This is a genomic window from Pseudomonas sp. P7759 (assembly GCF_013386445.1).
Taxonomy (GTDB): Bacteria; Pseudomonadota; Gammaproteobacteria; order Pseudomonadales; family Pseudomonadaceae; genus Aquipseudomonas; species Aquipseudomonas azotoformans_A.
In genome coordinates this window covers 23,935-43,496 of record NZ_JACART010000006.1, presented here as the reverse complement: position 1 = coordinate 43,496, position 19,562 = coordinate 23,935, and the positions used below count along the sequence as shown (strand labels likewise).

The 19,562-nt window shown below is 61.4% G+C and carries 16 protein-coding genes; 4 read left to right on the top strand and 12 right to left on the bottom strand.

Annotation, left to right across the window (positions count from 1 at the left end):
* Window positions 1-2: 2 nt before the first annotated feature.
* The 9 genes from pgaB to HX823_RS06075 form a co-directional block, all read right to left on the bottom strand.
* The gene (gene pgaB / locus HX823_RS06115) at window positions 3-2,000 is read right to left on the bottom strand and encodes a poly-beta-1,6-N-acetyl-D-glucosamine N-deacetylase PgaB (RefSeq protein ID WP_177074399.1); all 1,998 of its coding nucleotides are present in this window, start codon (window positions 1,998-2,000) and stop codon (window positions 3-5) included.
* 12 nt (window positions 2,001-2,012) lie between these two features.
* Window positions 2,013-4,493 carry a poly-beta-1,6 N-acetyl-D-glucosamine export porin PgaA gene (pgaA, locus tag HX823_RS06110; RefSeq protein WP_177074398.1) on the bottom strand — a complete coding sequence of 827 codons (2,481 nt, stop codon included), beginning with the start codon at window positions 4,491-4,493 and terminating at the stop codon, window positions 2,013-2,015.
* Between the two features lie 300 nt (window positions 4,494-4,793).
* Window positions 4,794-6,290 (bottom strand): YdgA family protein, encoded by a 1,497-nt coding sequence (locus HX823_RS06105; protein WP_038842436.1) that lies wholly within the window; start codon window positions 6,288-6,290, stop codon window positions 4,794-4,796.
* A 147-nt stretch (window positions 6,291-6,437) separates the two neighbouring features.
* Window positions 6,438-7,070 carry a hypothetical protein gene (locus tag HX823_RS06100; protein ID WP_033900124.1) on the bottom strand — a complete coding sequence of 211 codons (633 nt, stop codon included), beginning with the start codon at window positions 7,068-7,070 and terminating at the stop codon, window positions 6,438-6,440.
* Between the two features lie 81 nt (window positions 7,071-7,151).
* Complete coding sequence (locus HX823_RS06095) at window positions 7,152-8,594, bottom strand: efflux transporter outer membrane subunit (protein WP_177074397.1); 1,443 nt, start codon at window positions 8,592-8,594, stop codon at window positions 7,152-7,154.
* Complete coding sequence (locus tag HX823_RS06090; RefSeq protein WP_038842430.1) at window positions 8,591-9,481, bottom strand: efflux RND transporter periplasmic adaptor subunit; 891 nt, start codon at window positions 9,479-9,481, stop codon at window positions 8,591-8,593. The genes HX823_RS06095 and HX823_RS06090 overlap by 4 nt, the downstream gene beginning before the upstream one ends.
* The gene (locus HX823_RS06085; protein ID WP_010214247.1) at window positions 9,478-9,687 is read right to left on the bottom strand and encodes a DUF1656 domain-containing protein; all 210 of its coding nucleotides are present in this window, start codon (window positions 9,685-9,687) and stop codon (window positions 9,478-9,480) included. The genes HX823_RS06090 and HX823_RS06085 overlap by 4 nt, the downstream gene beginning before the upstream one ends.
* The gene (locus tag HX823_RS06080; RefSeq protein WP_038842427.1) at window positions 9,684-11,762 is read right to left on the bottom strand and encodes an FUSC family protein; all 2,079 of its coding nucleotides are present in this window, start codon (window positions 11,760-11,762) and stop codon (window positions 9,684-9,686) included. The genes HX823_RS06085 and HX823_RS06080 overlap by 4 nt, the downstream gene beginning before the upstream one ends.
* A complete protein-coding gene (locus tag HX823_RS06075; RefSeq protein WP_033900120.1) occupies window positions 11,759-12,169 on the bottom strand; it encodes a MarR family winged helix-turn-helix transcriptional regulator in 411 nt (136 codons plus the stop codon). The genes HX823_RS06080 and HX823_RS06075 overlap by 4 nt, the downstream gene beginning before the upstream one ends.
* Before the next feature lie 294 nt (window positions 12,170-12,463).
* Here HX823_RS06075 and HX823_RS06070 point away from each other — a divergent pair, with 294 nt between their 5' ends.
* Together HX823_RS06070 and HX823_RS06065 are read left to right on the top strand one after the other, a co-directional pair.
* Window positions 12,464-12,742, top strand: coding sequence for a hypothetical protein (locus tag HX823_RS06070; RefSeq protein WP_033900182.1), 279 nt, complete (start codon window positions 12,464-12,466; stop codon window positions 12,740-12,742).
* On the top strand, window positions 12,739-13,032 hold the full coding sequence (locus HX823_RS06065; RefSeq protein WP_177074396.1) for a type II toxin-antitoxin system RelE/ParE family toxin: 294 nt from the start codon (window positions 12,739-12,741) through the stop codon (window positions 13,030-13,032). The genes HX823_RS06070 and HX823_RS06065 overlap by 4 nt, the downstream gene beginning before the upstream one ends.
* A gap of 4 nt (window positions 13,033-13,036) precedes the next feature.
* Here the strand turns inward: HX823_RS06065 and HX823_RS06060 are convergent, their stop codons facing one another.
* The 3 genes from HX823_RS06060 to HX823_RS06050 all read right to left on the bottom strand — a co-directional run bounded on the left by HX823_RS06060 (window position 13,037) and on the right by HX823_RS06050 (window position 16,518).
* The gene (locus HX823_RS06060; RefSeq protein ID WP_177074395.1) at window positions 13,037-14,533 is read right to left on the bottom strand and encodes a Fic family protein; all 1,497 of its coding nucleotides are present in this window, start codon (window positions 14,531-14,533) and stop codon (window positions 13,037-13,039) included.
* A 101-nt stretch (window positions 14,534-14,634) separates the two neighbouring features.
* Window positions 14,635-14,880, bottom strand: a complete 246-nt coding sequence (locus HX823_RS06055) for a DUF2789 domain-containing protein (RefSeq protein WP_038842421.1) — start codon at window positions 14,878-14,880, stop codon at window positions 14,635-14,637.
* Between the two features lie 33 nt (window positions 14,881-14,913).
* Window positions 14,914-16,518 (bottom strand): glycosyltransferase family 39 protein, encoded by a 1,605-nt coding sequence (locus tag HX823_RS06050; protein ID WP_177074394.1) that lies wholly within the window; start codon window positions 16,516-16,518, stop codon window positions 14,914-14,916.
* Window positions 16,519-16,686: 168 nt separating this feature from the next.
* Between HX823_RS06050 and HX823_RS06045 the strand changes: the two genes are divergently transcribed.
* Window positions 16,687-18,855 (top strand): outer membrane assembly lipoprotein YfiO, encoded by a 2,169-nt coding sequence (locus HX823_RS06045; RefSeq protein ID WP_177074393.1) that lies wholly within the window; start codon window positions 16,687-16,689, stop codon window positions 18,853-18,855.
* Entirely contained in the window at window positions 18,852-19,556 is a 705-nt protein-coding gene (locus HX823_RS06040) for a DUF3142 domain-containing protein (RefSeq protein WP_177074392.1), read from the top strand. Before HX823_RS06045 ends, HX823_RS06040 begins: the two co-directional genes overlap by 4 nt.
* The last annotated feature ends 6 nt before the right edge of the window (window positions 19,557-19,562 follow it).

The window sequence follows — 19,562 nt, the reverse complement described above, 5'->3', positions numbered from 1 at the left end:
GGTCAAGGGTTCCATTGGTTGGAAAGGGCCGGACGCACAGTCTTCAGGTCCGGGGAGTTTTCCAGGAAGTTGTCCGGGTAGTAGCCAAAACTCGTGACCCCCTGGCGCTTGAGTACACCCATCCATTCAGCCATCTGCGCGCTGTCGATATCCGGCGCGGCCTTGGTGCGCCAGTCTTTGGCTTGCAGTTCGAACACCGTGCGCCCCATGGCACCGGGGCGTGCCTTGACCGTGGCGACCAGCTTCTCCAGCCAGACATTGGAGTTGCTGTACTCCTGGCCTTCCATCAACGGCATGGCCATGGGCGCGGTCCAGTCGTAGGTCTGCAGGAAATCATCCAGGTTCTGCGCAAACCAGGCTTCGCTGCCGGGGTTAAGCATCGGCTCGGCGAAGATATTGCGCGCGGTCAGTATTTGCGGCCCACCGATGGCGCGAACCTTGGCGGTCAGTTCCTTGGTGAAGTCGATCAGGTAGCGGATCTTGAAGCGCGTCCAGCGTTGCATCACGGCAGGGTCGGCACGCAGCGCCTCGATCGTGCCCGGCAGGCCCGCAGCGGCATAGGCCTTGAGCGCGGCGGGGCTGGCATCTTCGAAATCGTTGAACACCGCATCGTCGTGGTACAGCACGCCGTCGATGGCATTGTTGCGCGCCAGGTCCTCATAGATCTCACCGATGATCTTGCGCACCTGCGGGTCGAACGGCGACAGGCGTTTGTACTGGTCTGGGTCGAGGCCGACCTGGCCGGTTTCCGGGTCCCAACGCGTTACGCGTGGCAGCTTGGGATCAAGGGCGAAACTGAGCACCGGCATCCACGCATACACGCTGGCATGGGCACGGGTGTGCAATTGCCAGGAGACGCGGTTGAACAGGTCGGCGCGTACCGGCAAGTGGCGGTTGGGGAAGTACACCGAATGCACCAGGCCGTCACCCTTGGGGTCGGCGAAGGCTTGCAGGAACACGGTGCCCGCGCCCATGTCCACCACCCGTTGCACAAGCTGGTCGAGGTTGCGTGCCTGTTGAGCCGGGTCCGGGTCGTAGACGTTATCCAGGTCCACATGCAACACGCGCATCGGCGCCTTGGTTTGTACCGCGACCATGCTGTTGGCGAAATGCTCGCCATCCGGATCGGAGGCCACCAGGAAGCGTGGGCTGTTCATCAGGTCACTGGAGCTGTCGAGGCCATCTTCCAGCGTCAGGGCCATCTGGTAACCCTGCTCGCCAATGATCGCCAGCGAGGTGCCTTTGGCGGCACCGTAAGGCCATACCCACACCCGTGGTTTCTTGCCGGTGACGCTTTGGATCTTGTTGGAGATTGCGACCACATCGGCACGCATCCGCGCATCGAATTGCGCCTGGCTTTCATAACGCCCGGTGGCCGGATCAAAACGCAGCGAGGTCGCTGCCGGCTCCAGGTTGCCCTGGGGGTTGGCCAGGATGCCCTTGTGGTTGTTGTCGGTGTGCGCGGCAATTTCCACCAGGCCCGACTGGGACACTTCGCGGATCTGCTGCCAGGTCAGGAACTCGCCACGCGGCCGTGGCTGGCCGGCGAAGTCCACCGGTTGGTTCATCGGCGTGTCGATCCAGTAGCCCACCGGCGCCAGCAGGGCCGGCCAGCGATAGGCACGCAGGATCGGCATTACGCGGGTATAGAAGCTGGAATAGCCATCGTCGAAACTGAGCATGATCGCTTTGGGCGGCAACTCAGGCCCACCGTTGCGGGCCGCCAGGATCTGGTCGACGCTGACCGCCTTGTAGCCGTTCTCGCGCAGCCAGGCCAACTGCTCGATCAAACGCTCGGTGCGCACCGCCACCACCGCCTGATCGGGGTCGCGATCCTCGACGTCGTGGTAGGCAATGCCCAGGAAATGGTTTTTCGGCCACGGCGCTTCGTTGGCCGGTGTCGGCCGCTCGGCGGGTGGAGTGAAAGGCGCGGGTTGCTGGGCACAGGCACTGGCCAGCATTACGCCCAGAATCAACAAGCAACGGCTGAGGACGGTCATGGTCAGGCTCTTTTAGAAACGGTAAGTGAGGTCGACGAGCAGACGCAGATCGCGTTCGCGATCACCGTCGTAAGGTCGGCTGATCAGGCTCAGGTTGGCGCCGGCTTCCAGCACATCGTTCCAGCGATAGCGTTGGCCGTAGCCCACCAGACCAATGCCACCGGTGGAATAATCCTGCTGGCTATACGTACCCGCACCGACCTGGAACTGCTGACTCCACTGGGTCTCGTAGCGGTGATAGAGCACATGGTTGATATTGAGCACAGGCAACACGGTGAAGTCTGACTTCGGGTTGAAGTAGACCGTGTCTTCCTTGCTGTTGCGGCTGGCGCCGACTTCCAGGCCCAGGTCCACTTGCACTTTCGGCGAGCTGTAGAGGCCTTCGCGGCCGCTGAGCAACGCTTCGAAGCGGTCGTTGCCGTCACTGAAATGGGAGGGGCTGAGGGTCAGTTTCCACTCGCGGCTTTCGTTGCCGCGCCAGCGGATGAAACCGCTGCCGCCGTTGGCCGTGATCCCGTCATTCAATGCCCGTAATGGCGTGGTGGACAGCAGGTAGCCGAGGCTACCGCCGTACTGCCAGTTATCGTTGATGTCGCGGGCAATCGACACGGCGGCGCCTTGTTTGGAGCCATCGCCGTAGGAGTGGTTGGAGACCTCGGCTTCAATGGTCATGTCGCGGGTCCGGCGCTCTACGCCGACCACTTGCCAACGGTGATGGCCAGTGCCCTCTTCAAAGTCGGCAGTGGCATAGCCGGCACCGGCGAACACGCGCCAATCCTCATCGATGGGCGGCGTGTAGATGCGGCTTTCAATGCCCCAGTCGCGACTACCCGAGACGGCACCGGCATCGCCGTTGTTGCCGCCGCCGAAGCTTTTGCCGGTGTAGGCCTCGACCCGCAGCTCGGCCATGTCGTGTACATCGCGCAGGCGTTGCAAGCGCTGCACCTGGCGGTTGTCCGGGTTACGGGCCACTACGTCGTCGGTGAGGATGTCGAGTTGACGCCATTCCTGAAGGTCCAACGCCGTGAAGCCTTGGGACATCTCCAGACCGATGTCACGCGGACTTTGCGCTTCGGTTTCCTTGAGTGAACGCTCGGCGCGGCGTGGCCAGTCGCGGGCGCGGTACATCTCGGCTTGCGCCAGGCGCAGACCGATGCTGCCAGGCGCCTTGCCGACCAGATCTTCAAGCGCCTTCTCACTGGACGGCAGATCGGAACCATAGGTGCCGGCCTGGGCGGCCAATTGTTGGGCGTCCATCCATTCATCGTTAGGGTTGCCGATCGGCAGCCCCTTGAGTTCAACACGCGGTTTCTGGTTGTCGGCCAGGTTCTTGGCAACCGCCCGCGCTTCATCCACCTGGTCGTTTTCGAGCAAGGCGTAGAACAAAGCGGTGCTGTCTTCAACGCGATCGCCCACGTCCGCGTCGGGCGCGCTCAGCGCTTGGCGATACAACGGCGCAGCCTTTTCCGGCAGGCGCTGGTCGAGGTAGGACGCGGCCACCCAACGCACTGCATAGGTGGGCAACTGCACACCTTCGGCCTGGAGGGTTTCGTATTCGCGGATCACCTCGGCGGTGCGTGCCCGAGCCTTGAGCGCACCCAGGCGGTCGATGCGCCAGCGCACCACGTCGTCTTTGGCCGTGGGGTCCGGGGTCCAGCGGGTGAGGAGCTGGTCATAACCCTGCAACGCGCGATCGGCGATGACATAGCGTTCTTTCTCGGTACGCGTGGCGAACTCGGCCATGCGCACGCGCTCGGCGGCCAGGTCACCTTCCAGGCGACGTTGGGTCACCGGATCGACAAGGCCGGGACGCTGGGCGGACAGGCGCAGTGCAGGCTCGGGCAGACGCGCCTTTTGCAAGGCAACGACGTATTCGCGGGCTACTTCCGGCTTGTCGCCTGCGCGGACAAACGCCTGGTCGAATTCGTGCAGCGCGTCGTACTGCAAGCCCGCGCGGGTCAGTGCATAGCCCAGGGCCATGCGTCGATTCGGATCATCCGGTTTGGCAGCCACCAGCGCGCGAGCGCGTTGCACCGCTTCGCTGGCTTTGCCGCCGTCAGCCTGGGTAAGGGCCAGGCCCAGTTGCAGGTCGACATTGTTCGGCTCACGCAACAGCGCCTTGCGATAGACCGCCTCGGCCTGTGCCCACTGCTTTTGGTTGCGATAAGTCCGCGCGACCGTGGCCAGCGCCTGGGCGGTCAGGTTGCGGTTCTGACCCTGTGCCTCGTACACCTTGAGCACCTCCGCATCCTGGCCGGCCCAACCGGCGATCACCAGGTGATCACTGATCTGGCCTGGCGTCTGGCGCTCGGCAGGCAATTGGCGCAGTTGAGTCAGGGCGGGGGTGAAGTTGCCGTTGCGCGCCTGGATGATCAGGGCGTCATAAGCCGGGTCGGCCATGGCAAAGGTGGGCATCAGCAACTGGCTGCACAAGGTTACCCCGATGAGCAGCCGTAACCGGCCTGAGGCACTGAGTGGGAGGTTTCGCAGCATATCGTGAGCTTCCTTACACACGGAAAGCTGTAACGATAGGTGGTCCTGAGCAATTTGCATCAGGGCGTCGGCGTCTCGTGACCCGACCTAGCTTTCCTGTATGAACTATCTCCGACGCGCCTATGAAAAAGGACAACTCATAACAATTGTTCAGAATTGCCCGGCAAATCTGAAATACCAATGGGGGAGCGGGCTTGCCTGCGATGAAGGGTGGCTAATCGACATGAACGTCGACCTTTTGACCCCTATCGCGGGCAACCCCGCTCCCCCATTAATTATTTCTGGGCGATGGCGAAACCGTTACTGCGCGCCGCTGACCGCACCGACCTTGGCCATCACAAAACCGATGAATTGCTCGACGGTCATTTTCTGGCCATTGAAGGTCACTTCATTGTTGGCATAGTGCAGCTTGGACACGACGTCGCTGCCGACCAGGGTTGCCAGTTGCGTACCCACGGCCATACCGCTGACCATCTCGCTGGCCATCTGGGATTGCTGCTCGATGGCTTTAGGATCGGTCACACCACCGACCTGCGCTTGCAGGGCGGCAACGTCAGCGATCATTGGCTTGGACAGGGTCAGATTGGCGTCCAGCAACGAGACCATTTGCTTGCCCAACTCAACCGGAGGCAGTTCCATGGAGGTTGGCTTGGCCAGGTCCAGCACCAGGTTGAATTTGCTTTCGCCGTGGGTGGTTTTCAGCGACAGGTTTTCCAGCGCCAGATGCGGCTTGGCGGCCAGCAACTGATTGACGTTGGCTTCTGCCAGGGTCTGCTCGGCTTCAGTCAGTTGCAGCTCAGGCACCGGTTGGCCGGCGGCGGCAGCGGCTTGCACCGGCTGCATCTTGTCCTGATACAGCTTGGTCAGCACCAGGCCAGACGGTACGTCGATGTTCTTCAAGCTCAGGGCCATGGCGGCAGAGCCCACGGGTTTGCCCTGGTAGCCAATCTCGTCGATCTTGTAGTCGACACGGCCGGACATGTTGTTGTCCGTGATTTCGCTGGTGTCTTTCTGCTCGAAGCCCTTGAGGGTCAGCACGGCTTTCTGCGGGCCGAAGGTGAGCTTGGTATCGCTCAGTTCTACGGTGTTCTGCCCGGTGTAGAAGCCGAAGGTGGATTTTTCCAGGTTGCTGGCCACGGTCAGGCCGGCGAGCTCGGCGTTGAATGGCGCGCCATTGGCATCGACTACGTCCAGCTTGAGGCTATTCATGTAGCCATCCACCTTGACCTTCTTGCCTTCGGCGGTGCTGTCGAAATCCAGGTTCAGACCGGAGAAGCTTACCGAGGAAGTCTCGTCCTTGAACTCCAGCGGCAGCAATTCGAGGTTGCCGGTGACCGAACGGCTGTAGCCGATATTGGCCACGCCTTTGAGCGGCGACACGTCTTTGGCGGCGGCGAACCATTTTTCGGTGGTGGCGTTTTTTTCCAGCTCATAGTGACTGGTGGCCATGACCGGCAGCCACTTCAGCGACACCAGGCGCGAGAACGGCAACGGGCCGTGTTCGATATGGTCGACAAACAGCAGCTCGGGGTTCGGGTTCTGCTCGCCGAAGAACGAGCCCTGGCCCTTGAGGCGATAGTGCGCGGTGCTGCTGAACAGGCCACGGTCCAGGGACACCAGCTCCAGGGCAACGGTGCCGTCGACGCCGGCCATGGAACGTTGCAGTTCCTTGTTGGCGTCCTGCACCGCCGTTTGCAGCACCGGTTCCAGCTGCTTACCGGTGTACCAGGCACCGCCTGCACTGACGACGCCGACGGCGACAACGAAACCCAAAAGAACTACGGCTGGCTTATTCATGAAGTGACCTGATCAAATCCTGTGAGAAGTGGGCTGTCTTCCTTGAACCCCGAGGGGGATTGGCTCAAGCCCGCCGAAAACGGGGGAAGATTAGCACTGGCGGCCGCGAACGGCCCAGCTTTTCAGAGGGATCAGATCAGCACTAGTTCAGGAATACTCCAGCTCAATTTCATCCAACTGGTGGTCGAAACTCTTCAGGCGTGCCGTCCAGGTGTACACCAGCACCTCAAACTCGCGGTGTATCACGGCATTGCCGGGGGTGTCGGCCTTGGGGTCGCAGAAATCCAGTTGGTAGCGCTCGCGGGCCATTTGCGTGGCCACGTCGGACAATTCCCGCGCGTTATTCAGCCAGTGCCTACCGTCCGCGACTTGCTGATCGAGTGCCACGCACTGTTTCTTCAGGACTTCGAGGCTTTTTTCCAGGGGCGTGCCGGTCAGGTCGCCCATGACTTCCTGGAAGGTGCGACCCGGTTGCCAGTAGCTGCCCCAGAAGTAGCGGTCGAACACGGTCTCGACCCTGCGCAACGCGACCTTGGTGTCCCAGATCGCCACGCGGGTCTTGCCTTGTTCGAGGAGTTTTTTCTTCACCCGCTGGTTCTGGTAGGAGGCCCAGGCCACGACGCCGATGGACAGGGTGCCGATCACCAGGCAGGCGCTGTCGAGAAACACCATCGCCTTATCGAGTTGGTGAGCCAGCATGACGCCGTAGAAATAAGCAGCCGATAACAGCACCAGTGCGAAGAGCACGCACCAGAAAGCGGGAGCATAAGGGTTTTTCATTATTGGAATCCCCATGAGCAAACGCGAGCAGTGTCAGGCGAATCGTCACGGCGATCCGCCTGTCAAAGCATAGCTATTTGCTCAGGGTTTGCTGGCCGGCGCAGGTTGCGTTCGTCCGCTTTCCCAACCGCCGCCCAGGGCCAGGAACAGATCGATCTGGCTCATGGCAACCTGTGTGTTGGCGGCGGCCAGTTGGGCGCGCATGCTGGTGTGGGTGCCGGTGGCTTGCAGATCGGCCAGGAACGAAGCGCGGCCCGCCTGGTAGAAGCGGTGTGTTTGGTCGGCGGCTTCTTCCGACGAAGCTTCGGCTTCGGCCAGCGCATCGCGCCGTTGCAGCAACGCGGTGTATTGCGCCAGCCCGGTCTGGGTCTCACGAATGGCGTTGAGCACCACCCCATCGAAGTGCGCCAGGGCACCCTGGGTCGCGGCTTCGGCTTCATGGATACGGGCTCGGGCGCCGTTGGTCGGCACCGTCCAACTGATCAGCGGGCCAAAGCCCCAGCGGTTGGTGGCGGGCTCGCCAAGGTTGTCGAGGATACCCACCGTACCGACCGTGGCGCCGATGCTGATGTCTGGGTACAACGCGCCGGTGGCCACGCCGATCCGCGCCGTAGCAGCGGCCAGTTGGCGCTCGGCCTGGCGCACATCGGGACGGCGCTTGAGCAAGGCGGCGCCATCCCCCACCGGCAACAATTGGGCGATATGCGGTAACTCGGCGCAGCTGCTGGTGCCGGCGGGCAATTGGTCCACCGGTTTGGCCAGCAACATCGACAAGCGAAACAGCCCGGCCTGGCGCGCGGCGTCATAACGCGGCATATCGGCGCGCAAGGACTTGAATTGGGTTTGCGAACGGGTGACCTGGGTTTCGTCGCCACGGCCGGCGTCACGCAGGCGCTGGGTCAGGCGTGTGCCTTCGGCTTGCAGGTCGAGCGAATGCTGGGCGATGGCCTTTTCTTCATTGGCGGCGCACACCTGGGTGTAGGAACGCACCACGTCGGCCACCAGGGTGATACGCGCGATATCCGCCGCAGCTTGCGCGGCGTCGGCACTGGCCTGGGCGCTTTCGATGCCGCGTTGCAGGGTGCCGAACAGGTCGAACTGATAGGAGGTGCTGATACCGACACTGCCGATATTGGCGACCGGCACCTTGTCCGCAAGCAAAAATGCCTCGCCCGATTCCTGCAGGCGTTGGGCCTCGGCCTTGGCGCCGGCACTCCAGCCGCCAGCGGATTCGGCCTGCTGCACCTGGTACCGCGAGCGTTGCAGGTTGGCGGCGGCGACGCGCAGATCCGTGTTGGAGGCCATCGCCTGACGCACCAGCTCATCCAGGCGCGGGTCCTTGTACAACCGCCACCAATCCACCGGCACCGGCGCCGACACCACGTTGTTGCCCTCACCCGCGATCGTCCCTTGCAGGTCGCCACGATTGACCGCGGCTTTATCCGGCAGCGAGTAATCCGGGCCCACCGCCTGGCAGGCCGACAGCAGCAAACCCAGCGCGGCGGTGGCCAACAGCTGCTTCATGGCTGGTCTCCGTCTTTGACCTTATCGCCGATGATCGAGACGGTGGCCGTACGCCCGGCGATCATGCGGAAGTCCGCCGGCACATCATCAAAGGCGATGCGCACCGGAATCCGCTGGGCCAGGCGTACCCAGCTGAACGCCGGGTTGACGTTGGGCAGCAGGTTGGAGCCGCTGCTGCGGTCGCGGTCTTCGATACCGGCAACGATGCTTTGCACATGGCCGCGCAGGCGGGCGTTGTCACCAATCACACGGATGTCCACCGCCATGCCGACGTGGATGCCGTCGAGCTTGGTCTCTTCGAAATAACCATCGATATGGAAGGAGTTGCTGTCCACCACCGACAACACCGGGCGCCCGGCGGTGACGAATTCCTGGGTACGCGGCGCCCGGTCGTTGACGTAACCGTCCACGGGGCTGCGGATCACGGAGCGGTCAAGGTTGAGCTGGGCGGAATCCACCGTCACTTGGGCTTCGGCCAGGGCCGATTGGGCACGGGCCACGCGGGACTGGCTTTCTTCCAGTTGCTCGCTGGGCACCAGGTTGCCGAGACCGCGGTTACGTTTGTACTCGCGCTGGGCCTGGGCCAGGGTTTCCTGGCGGTCGGCCACCGCAGCCTGGGCTTGGCGCAACGCCAGCTTGAAGCGGTCCTGGTCGACGGCAAAGAGCACTTGGCCCTTGGTCACCAACTGGTTGTCGCGTACGTCCACGCGCTGGATCAGCCCGGACACGTCCGGCGCGATCTGCACGATGTCGGCACGAATGTGGCCGTCACGGGTCCACGGGGCAAACATGTAGTACATGACCATGCGCCACACCACGACGACCGCAAACGTCACGATCAACAGCGTGAGGACTACACGGCCGATGGTCAAAAAAGGTTTTTTCATGTCATCAGGTATCGACTGAGTGAGTCCACCGCGCCCAGCAACAGCGCGTAGAGCCCCACATTGAATAATGCCCGGTGCCAGACCAGGCGATAGAAGTGGAGACGGGTCAACAACCCGTGCACCACCAGGAACAGCACGTACGTAATGCCCATCAGCACCAGCAGCGTGGGCAGGAACACCCCGCTGATATCCAGATCACCGATCATAAAGGCGCTCCATCAGGTAGCGGCGCTTCCATCTCGGTGCCGCCAATAAATTCCACGCCCGGCAGCAGCGACAGGCGCAAGCCCGCCAGCGCATGCAGCAGATGCAGGCGGGTGTCGTCTTCGTCTTGCAGGCCCTGACCGTTGAGGGCGCGGCGCGTGCGGTCCAGGGTCATCAGCAGACCGCTCGGCGCGGGCAAGCGTTCACCGGCCTTGAGGCACGCCTTGAAGTAACCGCCCACACCTTCGACGACTTGGTTGAGCAGCACCCGTGGCACGCCGAGGATGCGCGGCGAATAGGCGAGCAGATCAAGCAGGTTCAGCGCCACGCGCAAATCGCGCAGGGCGGTGCCGGTGTCCTGATTGATCAAGGCCAGGCGCGGCAGATGCTGCATCAGGCGGTCGAGCATCTGCGCGGCCATGTGCCGGTGTTCGGCCAGGGTCGCGGGCTCGGTGAGGCTGACGATGTCGCGCCAGCTGAAACGGGTCAGGCGCTTGGCCGCGAGTTCTGCGCCGAAGGGCCGCGCGATCAGCGTCCACACAAAGGCAAACAGCAGGCCCACCGGCCCCGCCAGGTTGACGTTGGCGAAGTTGAGGAAGTCGGCGTCATAGGCGCCCTGGATGCTGATGAACGACGAGGTGTTCACCAGCGTCAGCAACATACCCAGGTAAAAACGCGGCTGCACGGTGAGCGTGCCAATGCAGATAAACGGCACGGCGAACGCCAGCACCAGCATCGGGAAATCATGCAGGTTGGGCAGCACCAAAAACAGGTAGAGACTGGCGAACAGCACTGACATGGCGGTCCAGAAAAAGAACCGGTAGATCTGCGGCGCCGGGTCGTCCATCGAGGCAAAGAAACTGCAGGCGACGGCGGCCAGGATCACCGCGCTGCCGCCGTCGGTCCAACCGAGCAGGATCCACAGCACCGAGGCAACGATGATCGCGGTGACCGTCGAAAAGGCCGAGTAGAACATCAGGCCACGGTCGAGGAACGGCGTGAGCCGGCCCAGGCGCCAATGGCGGTAGACGGCGCGCCAGGTATCCTGGCTTTCGCACTGGATGGCGGCTTGCAGGCTGCGGCAGTCTTGCCACAGGTCGATCCACTCTGCGAGGCGGTAGAGCGCGTTGGAGAACAGCAGCGTGTGCCGGTCGTCCAGCGCTTCGCCCTGGGGTTGAGCGGCGTCGACCTTGTCGCGCAGCACGCGCCAGCGTTCCAGGGGCGCTTGCTCGGTGGTGCTTTCCAGCCAGGCGTTGGCCTCTTCCAACAAAGGCTTGAGCTGATCAAGAAACTCCGGTGCGCGATGCTCGATGGCGTACACGGCATCATCCAGCGCATCGATGACCGGCAACAGGTGAATCATGCGCCCGCGCAGTTCCTTGGTGTTGCGCACCGTCTGCGGCCGCGCGCCTTCATGGGGCAACTGGCCGATCATCAATTCAAGGGTGTTGAAAGTGGCCACCATGCCGCCGCGCAGGGTGCTGATTTCTTCAGGCTCAACGTTGCGCGTCAGAAAGCGTTGGCTATAGACCTGAGCGTCGGCAAACCACTTGGCCACCGAGCCATCGAACACCGGCATCAGGCGGCGCGGCCAGAACATCGCGCCGACCACCGCTGCCACTGCGATACCCAGGAAGATTTCTTCGGTGCGCGCCTCGGCCACATCCCACACCGCCAGCGGATTATCCACCACCGGCAAGGCGATCAGCGGCAAGGTGTACCCGGCCAGCATCAGCGCGTAGTTGTTGGCGGTGCGCAGGTGCATGGACAGAAACAACAGCGTGCCCGTCCACAAGGCAATCACCACCACCAGCATGTAAGGTGACTGTACAAACATCGGCACAAAAATCACCGCCGCCGCCGCGCCCATGAACGTGCCGATGGCGCGGTACAACGCTTTGGAACTGGTAGGGCCGACAAACGGGCTGGAAACGATATACACCGTGGCCATCGCCCAGTACGGACGCGGCATTTGCATGAGCATGGCGATGTACAACGCGATCATCGAGGCCGCAAAGGTACGCACCCCGTAGAACCAATCACGGGCGGGCGGGAAACCGGTAAAAAATCCGTTCAAAGCGAGGCCGCCTCGAAGGCGCGCAGCACACGCAGCGCGGCTTCCATATCGCTGTGGGGAATATCGGCCAGCACTTCCTTACGCAGGCGCACCAGTTGCACTTCCACCGCTTGCACCAGCTCGCGGCCGCGCTCGGTCAGGCTCAACGCCTTTGCGCGACGGTCATGCACGTCTTCGGTGCGGCACACATAACCGTCGGTGCACAGGCGGTCGAGCAAGCGCACCAGCGACGGGCTTTCCATTCCCGACGCCTGGGCGACCTTGACCTGATGCACACCATCGCCCAAGCGGCCGATCATCAACAACGGCACGGCGCAGGCTTCGGAGATGCCATAGCTCACCAGCGTGGTCTGGCAGATTTTGCGCCAGTTACGGGCACCCACCACCATGCTGCTGCTGAGGTTCATCTGGATTTGTTCGAGGGATTGAGGCACTGGATAGTTCGCATACAGTTAGTTTGCTAACTATCAATATGGTGGATGGATCCAAATGCGTCAAGTTTTGAAACAATTTAGCGGATGGGTGGTGGGCGGTAGGGGTAAGTAAAGCGGGTTTGGGCGCGGGTGCCGGATTTTGATGAGAAGCGACGAGGGTGCAATCGGCCGAAATGTTCTAAACCGTTAGTCGCCTCCTGCCTGACCTCACTTCTATTGGTAATTACGATGTATATACTTTGTACATACCATTTCGAGGCCTCAACTGTGACCAAATTAGCCGTCTTCACTATGAAACTGGAATCAGAGTTGCGCGACCAATTCATGGCAGAGTGCGAAGCCTCGCATCGCCCGGCGTCGCAAATCGTGCGCGAAATGATGCGTCAGTTTGTGCAGTCTCAACAGGAGACACGGGAATATGACGAATTCTTACAACGCAAAGTAGATGCCTCACGCGCGTCCATTCGGGCAGGCCGAGAGATTTCCAACGAAGACCTGGAGGCCGAATTTGCAGCGAGGCGCGCTCAAGTAGATAACCTGGAGTGAGGGTTACCTGGACGCCCGAGGCCGGGCAGGATCGTCGAGAAATCTGGGATTTTCTATTCGATAAAAACCCGCAGGCCGCTGCCGACATGGACCGGCGTTTTAGTATCGCAGCAGCTGGCTTGGCCCAAAACCCGGAAATTGGCCCCTCAGGTCGAATCTCTGGAACGCGCGAGGTCATTCCCCATCCGAGTTACCGGCTCGTTTATCAACTTGAGCCAAACGTGGTGAGGATTGTGGCTCTGGTGCATACCGCTCGCCAGTGGCCTCCAGAAAGTGGCGCACCCCATTGATGCCTCAAGCGAACGGCGGCTGAGCACTTTCATCCTCGTTTACCCGTCCCGCCTCCTCCTCGATAAACTCAAACACCTCCTCCGCCACGCTGTACTGAAACTGCTTGCGCCGATGTTTCGAAACCTTGCCCTCGTTGTCCAGGCACATCATCACCAGCTTCGACAGATCACTGCCGCGCACGTCATAACGCTGGTTCACGGCCTTGATCACGCGGTCGTAGCGGTCGAGGAATTCGGTTTCTTCACGCAGTTCCACCTCCAATGCGCGTCGAGCCATTTGCAGGGTGAATTCGACACAGCGGGTGGCGTCCCAGTAGCGGTAAATCGACGGGTGGCCGATGAACTCGAAGGCCATTTCATCGCCATCCAGCCAAGTCACGCTCCAGAATTCCCGCCTGGGTTGGGAGAACGCCTTGAGCGCCTCCAGATAGCCCGCCTCTTCGTGCTTCATCGCAACGGAAACAGGCAACAACAGCCCGTTCTCCAGCGCGCCGTAGTGGCAGAGTGTTTGGTGGATCAGGAAGCGAGACAGGCGCCCATTACCGTCCATGAACGGATGCAGGAACACAAAGCCGAAAGCCGTGACGGCAGCCGCCACCAATGGATCAACCTCTCTCACAGGCTGGTTGGCGAACGCCATCAATTCTTCCATCAGGTCCTGACAGAGCGCCGCAGCAGGCGGCACATAGCTGACACCCGCTGCACCACGCAGGCCGTTGTGCAGGTGGTTTTGTTCATGGCGGAATGCGACGGCTTTGTCGAACGGGTTGGAGACGGTGCTGTTTTGCAGCTCGACCAAGTAGTCCTCTGTCAGCAGCCGCCCTTCGTGAGCCTGGCGTAAAAGCTGGACAAAGCGTCGGGATTTTTCTTCACTGGGTTGTTCTTTTTCGATAGCAAATGAATCGCGAGTTTCGTGGAGATAGGCCCACTGGATCGCGCGGTCCATCATTTCTGGAGGCAGGGTTGCCATGAAAGATCTGGCGTGACCCAACACATCAAGCGCCAACAACGCCTCTAACTCAGGCGTTCTCTCCACCGTCGCGCAGTAATGCAGAGAGCCCAGGCCATTAAAATCAATTCGCCAACGACTGTTGCGGATGCTTGGGCCAGTCACATAGCGCTCGGGATCAAACAAGGCAACAACACGCCCCCGAACAGGTAGTGCGTAATCAAGCGCTCGCCCGGTAAATCCTTCCCACAAATAGCAGGCTTTACGGATAAAGGCGCCATGGGGGGACTCCGCCAAACCGGCCAAAAATGGCTCCGGACCAAGACGTTCAAAAACCTGGGCAAGTATGGCGAGATTCACACCCTCATGCTTGAGTGCGAACAGCACGTGCTCAAACAGGGCATGTTGCGCAGGTGCGACGGCATGCGGAACCGCCAGGCAGTTGCCGATCAAGGTGATTCTGGTCACGGGTTTAATCATCGCGACGCGCTGAGGCGGGATGACCTTTAAATCCAGCGATTCGCAGAGATAGGCATATCCGACTGTCGCCAAGGTGAGCTTCCCCAGAAAAAATTCACTTGAGCGATTAAAGCCCAGTTTTTTTTACCTCTCACCATTTTTTTTTACATTATCGTGTTTCAGCAAAGTTTTTTTTACACCCCTCGCCCACCCCGCAACATCAAATTCAGCTCATCCACCACCTCAGCCCAATCCGCATCCTCCAGAATCTCCTCGCGTAAAAACGCCTTCTGGCTGTCCGTCCAGAAAAACGCATCCGCCAGTTTCAGCTCCGGCTTGAGCGGCGAGTGAACCGCCGCAAACTTCTCGATACTCACCGGGTCATCCGGCAAACCCAGCTGTTTGAACAATGACGGCAAGCTATGCACGGGCGATTCCATGGCGGGCTCCTGATAGAAAAGTATCAACCCAGTCTAGCGGCAGCCCTCGGGTTGTGCCGACGGTACGTTGCACAGCACGAACAACCGCGCACGCGCGCCGCCGCCATCCTGGCGACTGAGTTCGCGCCAGCCTTCGGGCAGCGGGGCGAAATCGTCGGGGGCTTCGTTGCTGCTGATCAGCCACACGCGACGGGTCTCGGCGGGGAGTGCCGACAGGTGGTCGAGGTAGATGCGCCCGCCGTCCTGGTCCACCAACGTGCCAAAGCCGTAGGCATTCGGCCGGGTGGGCGTGCCGTCGGGTTTGGGCGGTGTGTAGAGCTGCAACTGGGCGTCGGTCTGGTCGTAATACACGTAGCTGAGGTACCACATCATGTCGCTGAGGACGATGCGGTCGTCTTCCTGGTAATTGCGGTTGACGAACTCCACCGGCACGTTGAATTGGTCGTGCTCATCCACGGTGAAATTGTTTTTCAACCCCACCAGTTCCACGCCGACAAACAGCACGAACAGCGCCGCCCCCAGCAATGAAAACCGCGATGGCAGACGATCGATGGCCATGGCCAGCAGGATCGGCAAACCCAGGGCATACACCGTCAGGTAACGTTCGATAAACACCGGGGAAATAAATGACACCCCGTAGACCAACAGCAGTGGCAACAGGAAAAACAGCGCCAACAGGCTGGCCGGCCGATAACGCTCACGGTCACACCAAGCGGTGGCAACGACGACAGCCACCAGCAGCAACGGGAACAGCCAGAACAGCGGCGACCAGAAACCGACACCTTCATCTTGAAGCACAAACTGCCAGATCATCGACGGCAGGGAGAACAGGCTGACCGGCTCTTCCCAGCCAATATCACCACCCACCTTGAGCTGTTCCACATGCTGCACCAGGTCCAGCAGGTTCGGCAGCCACGGCAGGTACAGCAACACAATCGTGGCGTTGGCCACCCACCAGGCCGGGCGTGTGATAAGCCGCTGGTCACGCGGCATCGTGCCAGCCAACACACCCAGATAGGCCCAGTGCACCAACACGCACAGTGCAGTGAAATAATGGGTGTAGAAACCGGCCGTCATCAAGACGACATACACCGCCAGATACCGCGTGCGCTCGGGTTGGCGCACCCAGTACACCAGCGCCAGCGTGGCGCCCAGCAGCCACACGCCCAGCAGCGAATACATGCGCACTTCCTGGCTGTAGCGCACCGCCGTCGGCAACAGCGCGAGCAGGATCCCCGCCAGCACCGCCGCACGGCGGGTGGACAGTTGCCGCGTGAGCCAAACGCCCAGGCCCACGGCGATGACACCGGGAATGGCACTCATGCCGCGAATCGACCAGATGCTGTCGCCGAACAGTTCGATCCAGCCGCGCAGCAGGAAAAAATACAGCGGCGGGTGCACGTCGTGCGCGGCGTGGAACCACAGGTCGCCCAGGGCATATTCGCTGAGCAGCAGGCTAGAGCCCTCGTCGCCCCAAATCGCCGCCGACGTCAGGTTGTAAAACCGCAGGGCCATGGCCAGCGCCAGGATCGGCACCCACCAGAGACGACTGATCCAGCCGGCACCTTCCCAACTGAGGCGACTGAGTGCGGGTAACGTCCCGACCTTTTCGTTTTGCTCTACCACAGACCGACGCACCTCGATTCCCCTGATTGCCCAAGCGCAAACATCGCCACTCTAGGACAAAAGATCCAGGCTGGCTGCTGGAATCAGACAAATCAGCAATTTGTGCAGGGCTTCTCCGAAGCAACCGTAGGAACACGCTATTATTGCCCCCCTCCAAGGACTCAGGATCAAGGACACGTCATGCGCATCGGTTTTCTGTCACCTCTGGCACTGGCACTGCTTGCCGGCATCACCCAACAGGCCCAGGCCAGCTCTGACGACTCGTGTTACCCCGATTGGCGCGTCTCGCGTGACAGCCTCGATTCCTGCAGCAACGTGCCCTTCCTGAGCCCCAGCAACGACAGTCGCGTCAACCTGCGCCTGCTGCTGGCGGACAAAAAGGCCGAACCGCTCACGCCCAACGCCCTGAGCGAAGATGATCTGTCCCAGGGCTTCGGCCTGGTGCCCTTCCCGGTCTATCGCCTGGCGCCTATTCCCGCGACAAACGATGAGCCCGACAACAAGCCGGACAACTCGCGCACCGCCGAACTCGACACGCTGCTCAAGCCCCTGGGCATTCAGCGCGACGAGTACGAGAGCGCAGGCGAAGCGTTCCTGACTGGCGAGGGCAGCCGTTGCCGCAGCAACGATGATGACAGCGCCACGGCCTTTATCAGCCAGGTGATCAAGGCCGACATGCCGGCAGCCGAGCGTGAGTTGCTGGTAAAGGCGCGCTTGCAACTGCTCAAGGCCTGTTCGTGGGAAGGCCAGGTGGTGGACGCCCAGCAGATCCAGTCCCACGACGGCCAACTGTTCCGTACCTACCTGCAAGCCGCCGCCGACTTCTACAGCGGTCGCTTCGGAGACGCCGAACGAGGTTTTGCCGCCGCCAGCATCAGCCAGGTGCCTTGGCTGAAGGAAACCGCGCTGTACATGACCGCACGTACCTCCTTGAACCAGGCGCAGGCTGAAGCCTTTGACGAGTACGGCATGCCGCAGCTCGAGCATGTAGATAAGTCCGCCCTGAGTGATGCCGAAGAAGGCTTCCTCGGTTACCTGAAATCTTATCCACAGGGCGACTACCTGGCCTCCGCCCGTGGCCTGTTGCGTCGCGTCTATTGGTTGGCCGGTGACAACACCAAACTCGCCGAGGCCTTCGGCTGGGCGATGACCGAAGCGACTGACGCGCAGCGCAATGTGTCGGTGGATGATCTGGTGGAGGAAGCCGACCTCAAGCTGTTGATGGTCAATAGCGAAACCGTCAGCACGCCGATGATCCAGTTTGTCAGTGACCTGATGGTGATGCGCGGTGGCAACCAGCCCGCCCTCTCTCGCGCCGACCTGGAAAAGCAGAAAGCGGCGTTCGCCGGCGCGCCGCAGCTGTATGACTACTTGCTCGCGGTGTCTGCGCTGTATACCGAGCATCAGCCGGATGCCGCGCTGAAACAATTGCCCCAGAGCGTGCCGTCGAGCCTGAATTACTTCGCCTTCAGCCAGCAGACCCTGCGCGCCCTGGCCCTGGAAGCCAAGCTAGACTGGAAAGGCGCCGAAGCGCTCTGGCTGCAACTGCTACCACTGGCGAAACTGCCGTTGCAACGCGACCAGCTTGAGCTGGCGTTGGCCATGAATTACGAGCGCAGCGGCCAGTTGGCCAAGGTGTTTGCCAGCGATTCACCGATCAGCGCCAAGCCGGTGCGCTACATCCTGCTGCGCAACGTCGCCGGTCCTGAATTGCTGCGCCAGCAGATCGCCGGGGCCAGCGACCCGCTGGAGCGCCAGACCGCGCAATTCGTGTTGCTCTACAAAGACCTGCTGCGCGGCCAGTACGCCACGTTCGCCGACGACCTCAAGCAACTGCCAGCCTCCGCCCCGGAAGACAAACTGGGCACCAGCCTGGGCTACGTCTACAGCGCCAGCCAGACCTTGAAACTGTTCCAGTGGAACGGCGACAAAGCCGAGTCCGGCTACGCCTGCCCGAGCATCACGCAAATCGCCGCGACCTTGCAAGCCGATGCCAAGAACCCACAGGGCCTGAACTGCCTGGGTGAGTTCATCCTGCGCAATGGCCTGGACGGCATGCCGCTGGAGCAGGCACGCGCCGCCGGCAGCCTGGGCAGCAGTGCATCGGACTTCAAGGGTGAAACCTTCTCGCGCCTGGATGGCTACAAACAGGTGATCGGCAACGCCAAGGCGCCGAAAAATGACAAGGCCTACGCACTGTTCCGCGCCATCAATTGCTACGGGCCTTCGGGCTACAACAGTTGCGGCGGCGTCGACGTGGAGCCGGCTGTGCGCAAAGCCTGGTTCCGCCAGCTGAAAACCAGCTACGCCGACACCCAGTGGGGCAAATCGCTGCAGTACTACTGGTGAGGCACCTGTGGCTCGGCTTGCTGTTGCTGGCGAGTCCGGCCTTCGGCGCCGTCGACGCCCGCGACTATGACGCTTTCTGGCTGTGGAGCGGCATCACCCCACAGCCGGTGCTCAAGCAGGCGAAAACCCTGTACATCCTCCAAGGCCAGATCAACTCCACGCGCCGCGCGCCAGGGCGCGGCGTGCAGATGATCGCCCAAGGCATCAGCGTGCCACGCCTGACCCAGGGCGACATCTGGATCGTCTACCGCGCCCACACCCTGCACTGGCCCGAGCCGGTCTACCGCCAACTGTTCGGCCAGGTACAACGCTGGCGCGATGCAGGTAATCCGGTGGTCGGCATTCAGATCGACTTCGACGCCCGCACCCAGTACCTGCACGAATACGCCGACTTCCTGCGCGACCTGCGCCAGCGCCTGCCCGCCGACCTGCGCCTGAGCATCACGGGCCTGATGGACTGGAGCAGCAATGCCGACCCCACCGCCATCGCCCAGCTCAAGGGCGTGGTGGATGAAGTGGTGGTGCAGACGTACCAGGGGCGCCACAGCATCCCGGATTACGCGGCGTATTTGCCACGAATGAATCGGTTGGGGTTGCCGTTCAAGATCGGCTTGATTCAAGGCGGGACGTGGGAGGAACCGAAGTATTTGCAAACGAGCGAGTGGTTTCGAGGGTATGTGGTGTTTTTGCAAAACCCTTGAAACGCC

What these genes read in the sequence shown, in the direction of transcription:
- pgaB (WP_177074399.1), bottom strand. Translation starts at nt 2,000, where the DNA reads ATGACCGTCCTCAGCCGTTGCTTGTTGATTCTGGGCGTAATGCTGGCC.
- pgaA (WP_177074398.1), bottom strand. Translation starts at nt 4,493, where the DNA reads ATGCTGCGAAACCTCCCACTCAGTGCCTCAGGCCGGTTACGGCTGCTC.
- HX823_RS06105 (WP_038842436.1), bottom strand. Translation starts at nt 6,290, where the DNA reads ATGAATAAGCCAGCCGTAGTTCTTTTGGGTTTCGTTGTCGCCGTCGGC.
- HX823_RS06100 (WP_033900124.1), bottom strand. Translation starts at nt 7,070, where the DNA reads ATGAAAAACCCTTATGCTCCCGCTTTCTGGTGCGTGCTCTTCGCACTG.
- HX823_RS06095 (WP_177074397.1), bottom strand. Translation starts at nt 8,594, where the DNA reads ATGAAGCAGCTGTTGGCCACCGCCGCGCTGGGTTTGCTGCTGTCGGCC.
- HX823_RS06090 (WP_038842430.1), bottom strand. Translation starts at nt 9,481, where the DNA reads ATGAAAAAACCTTTTTTGACCATCGGCCGTGTAGTCCTCACGCTGTTG.
- HX823_RS06085 (WP_010214247.1), bottom strand. Translation starts at nt 9,687, where the DNA reads ATGATCGGTGATCTGGATATCAGCGGGGTGTTCCTGCCCACGCTGCTG.
- HX823_RS06075 (WP_033900120.1), bottom strand. Translation starts at nt 12,169, where the DNA reads ATGAACCTCAGCAGCAGCATGGTGGTGGGTGCCCGTAACTGGCGCAAA.
- HX823_RS06055 (WP_038842421.1), bottom strand. Translation starts at nt 14,880, where the DNA reads ATGGAATCGCCCGTGCATAGCTTGCCGTCATTGTTCAAACAGCTGGGT.
- HX823_RS06045 (WP_177074393.1), top strand. Translation starts at nt 16,687, where the DNA reads ATGCGCATCGGTTTTCTGTCACCTCTGGCACTGGCACTGCTTGCCGGC.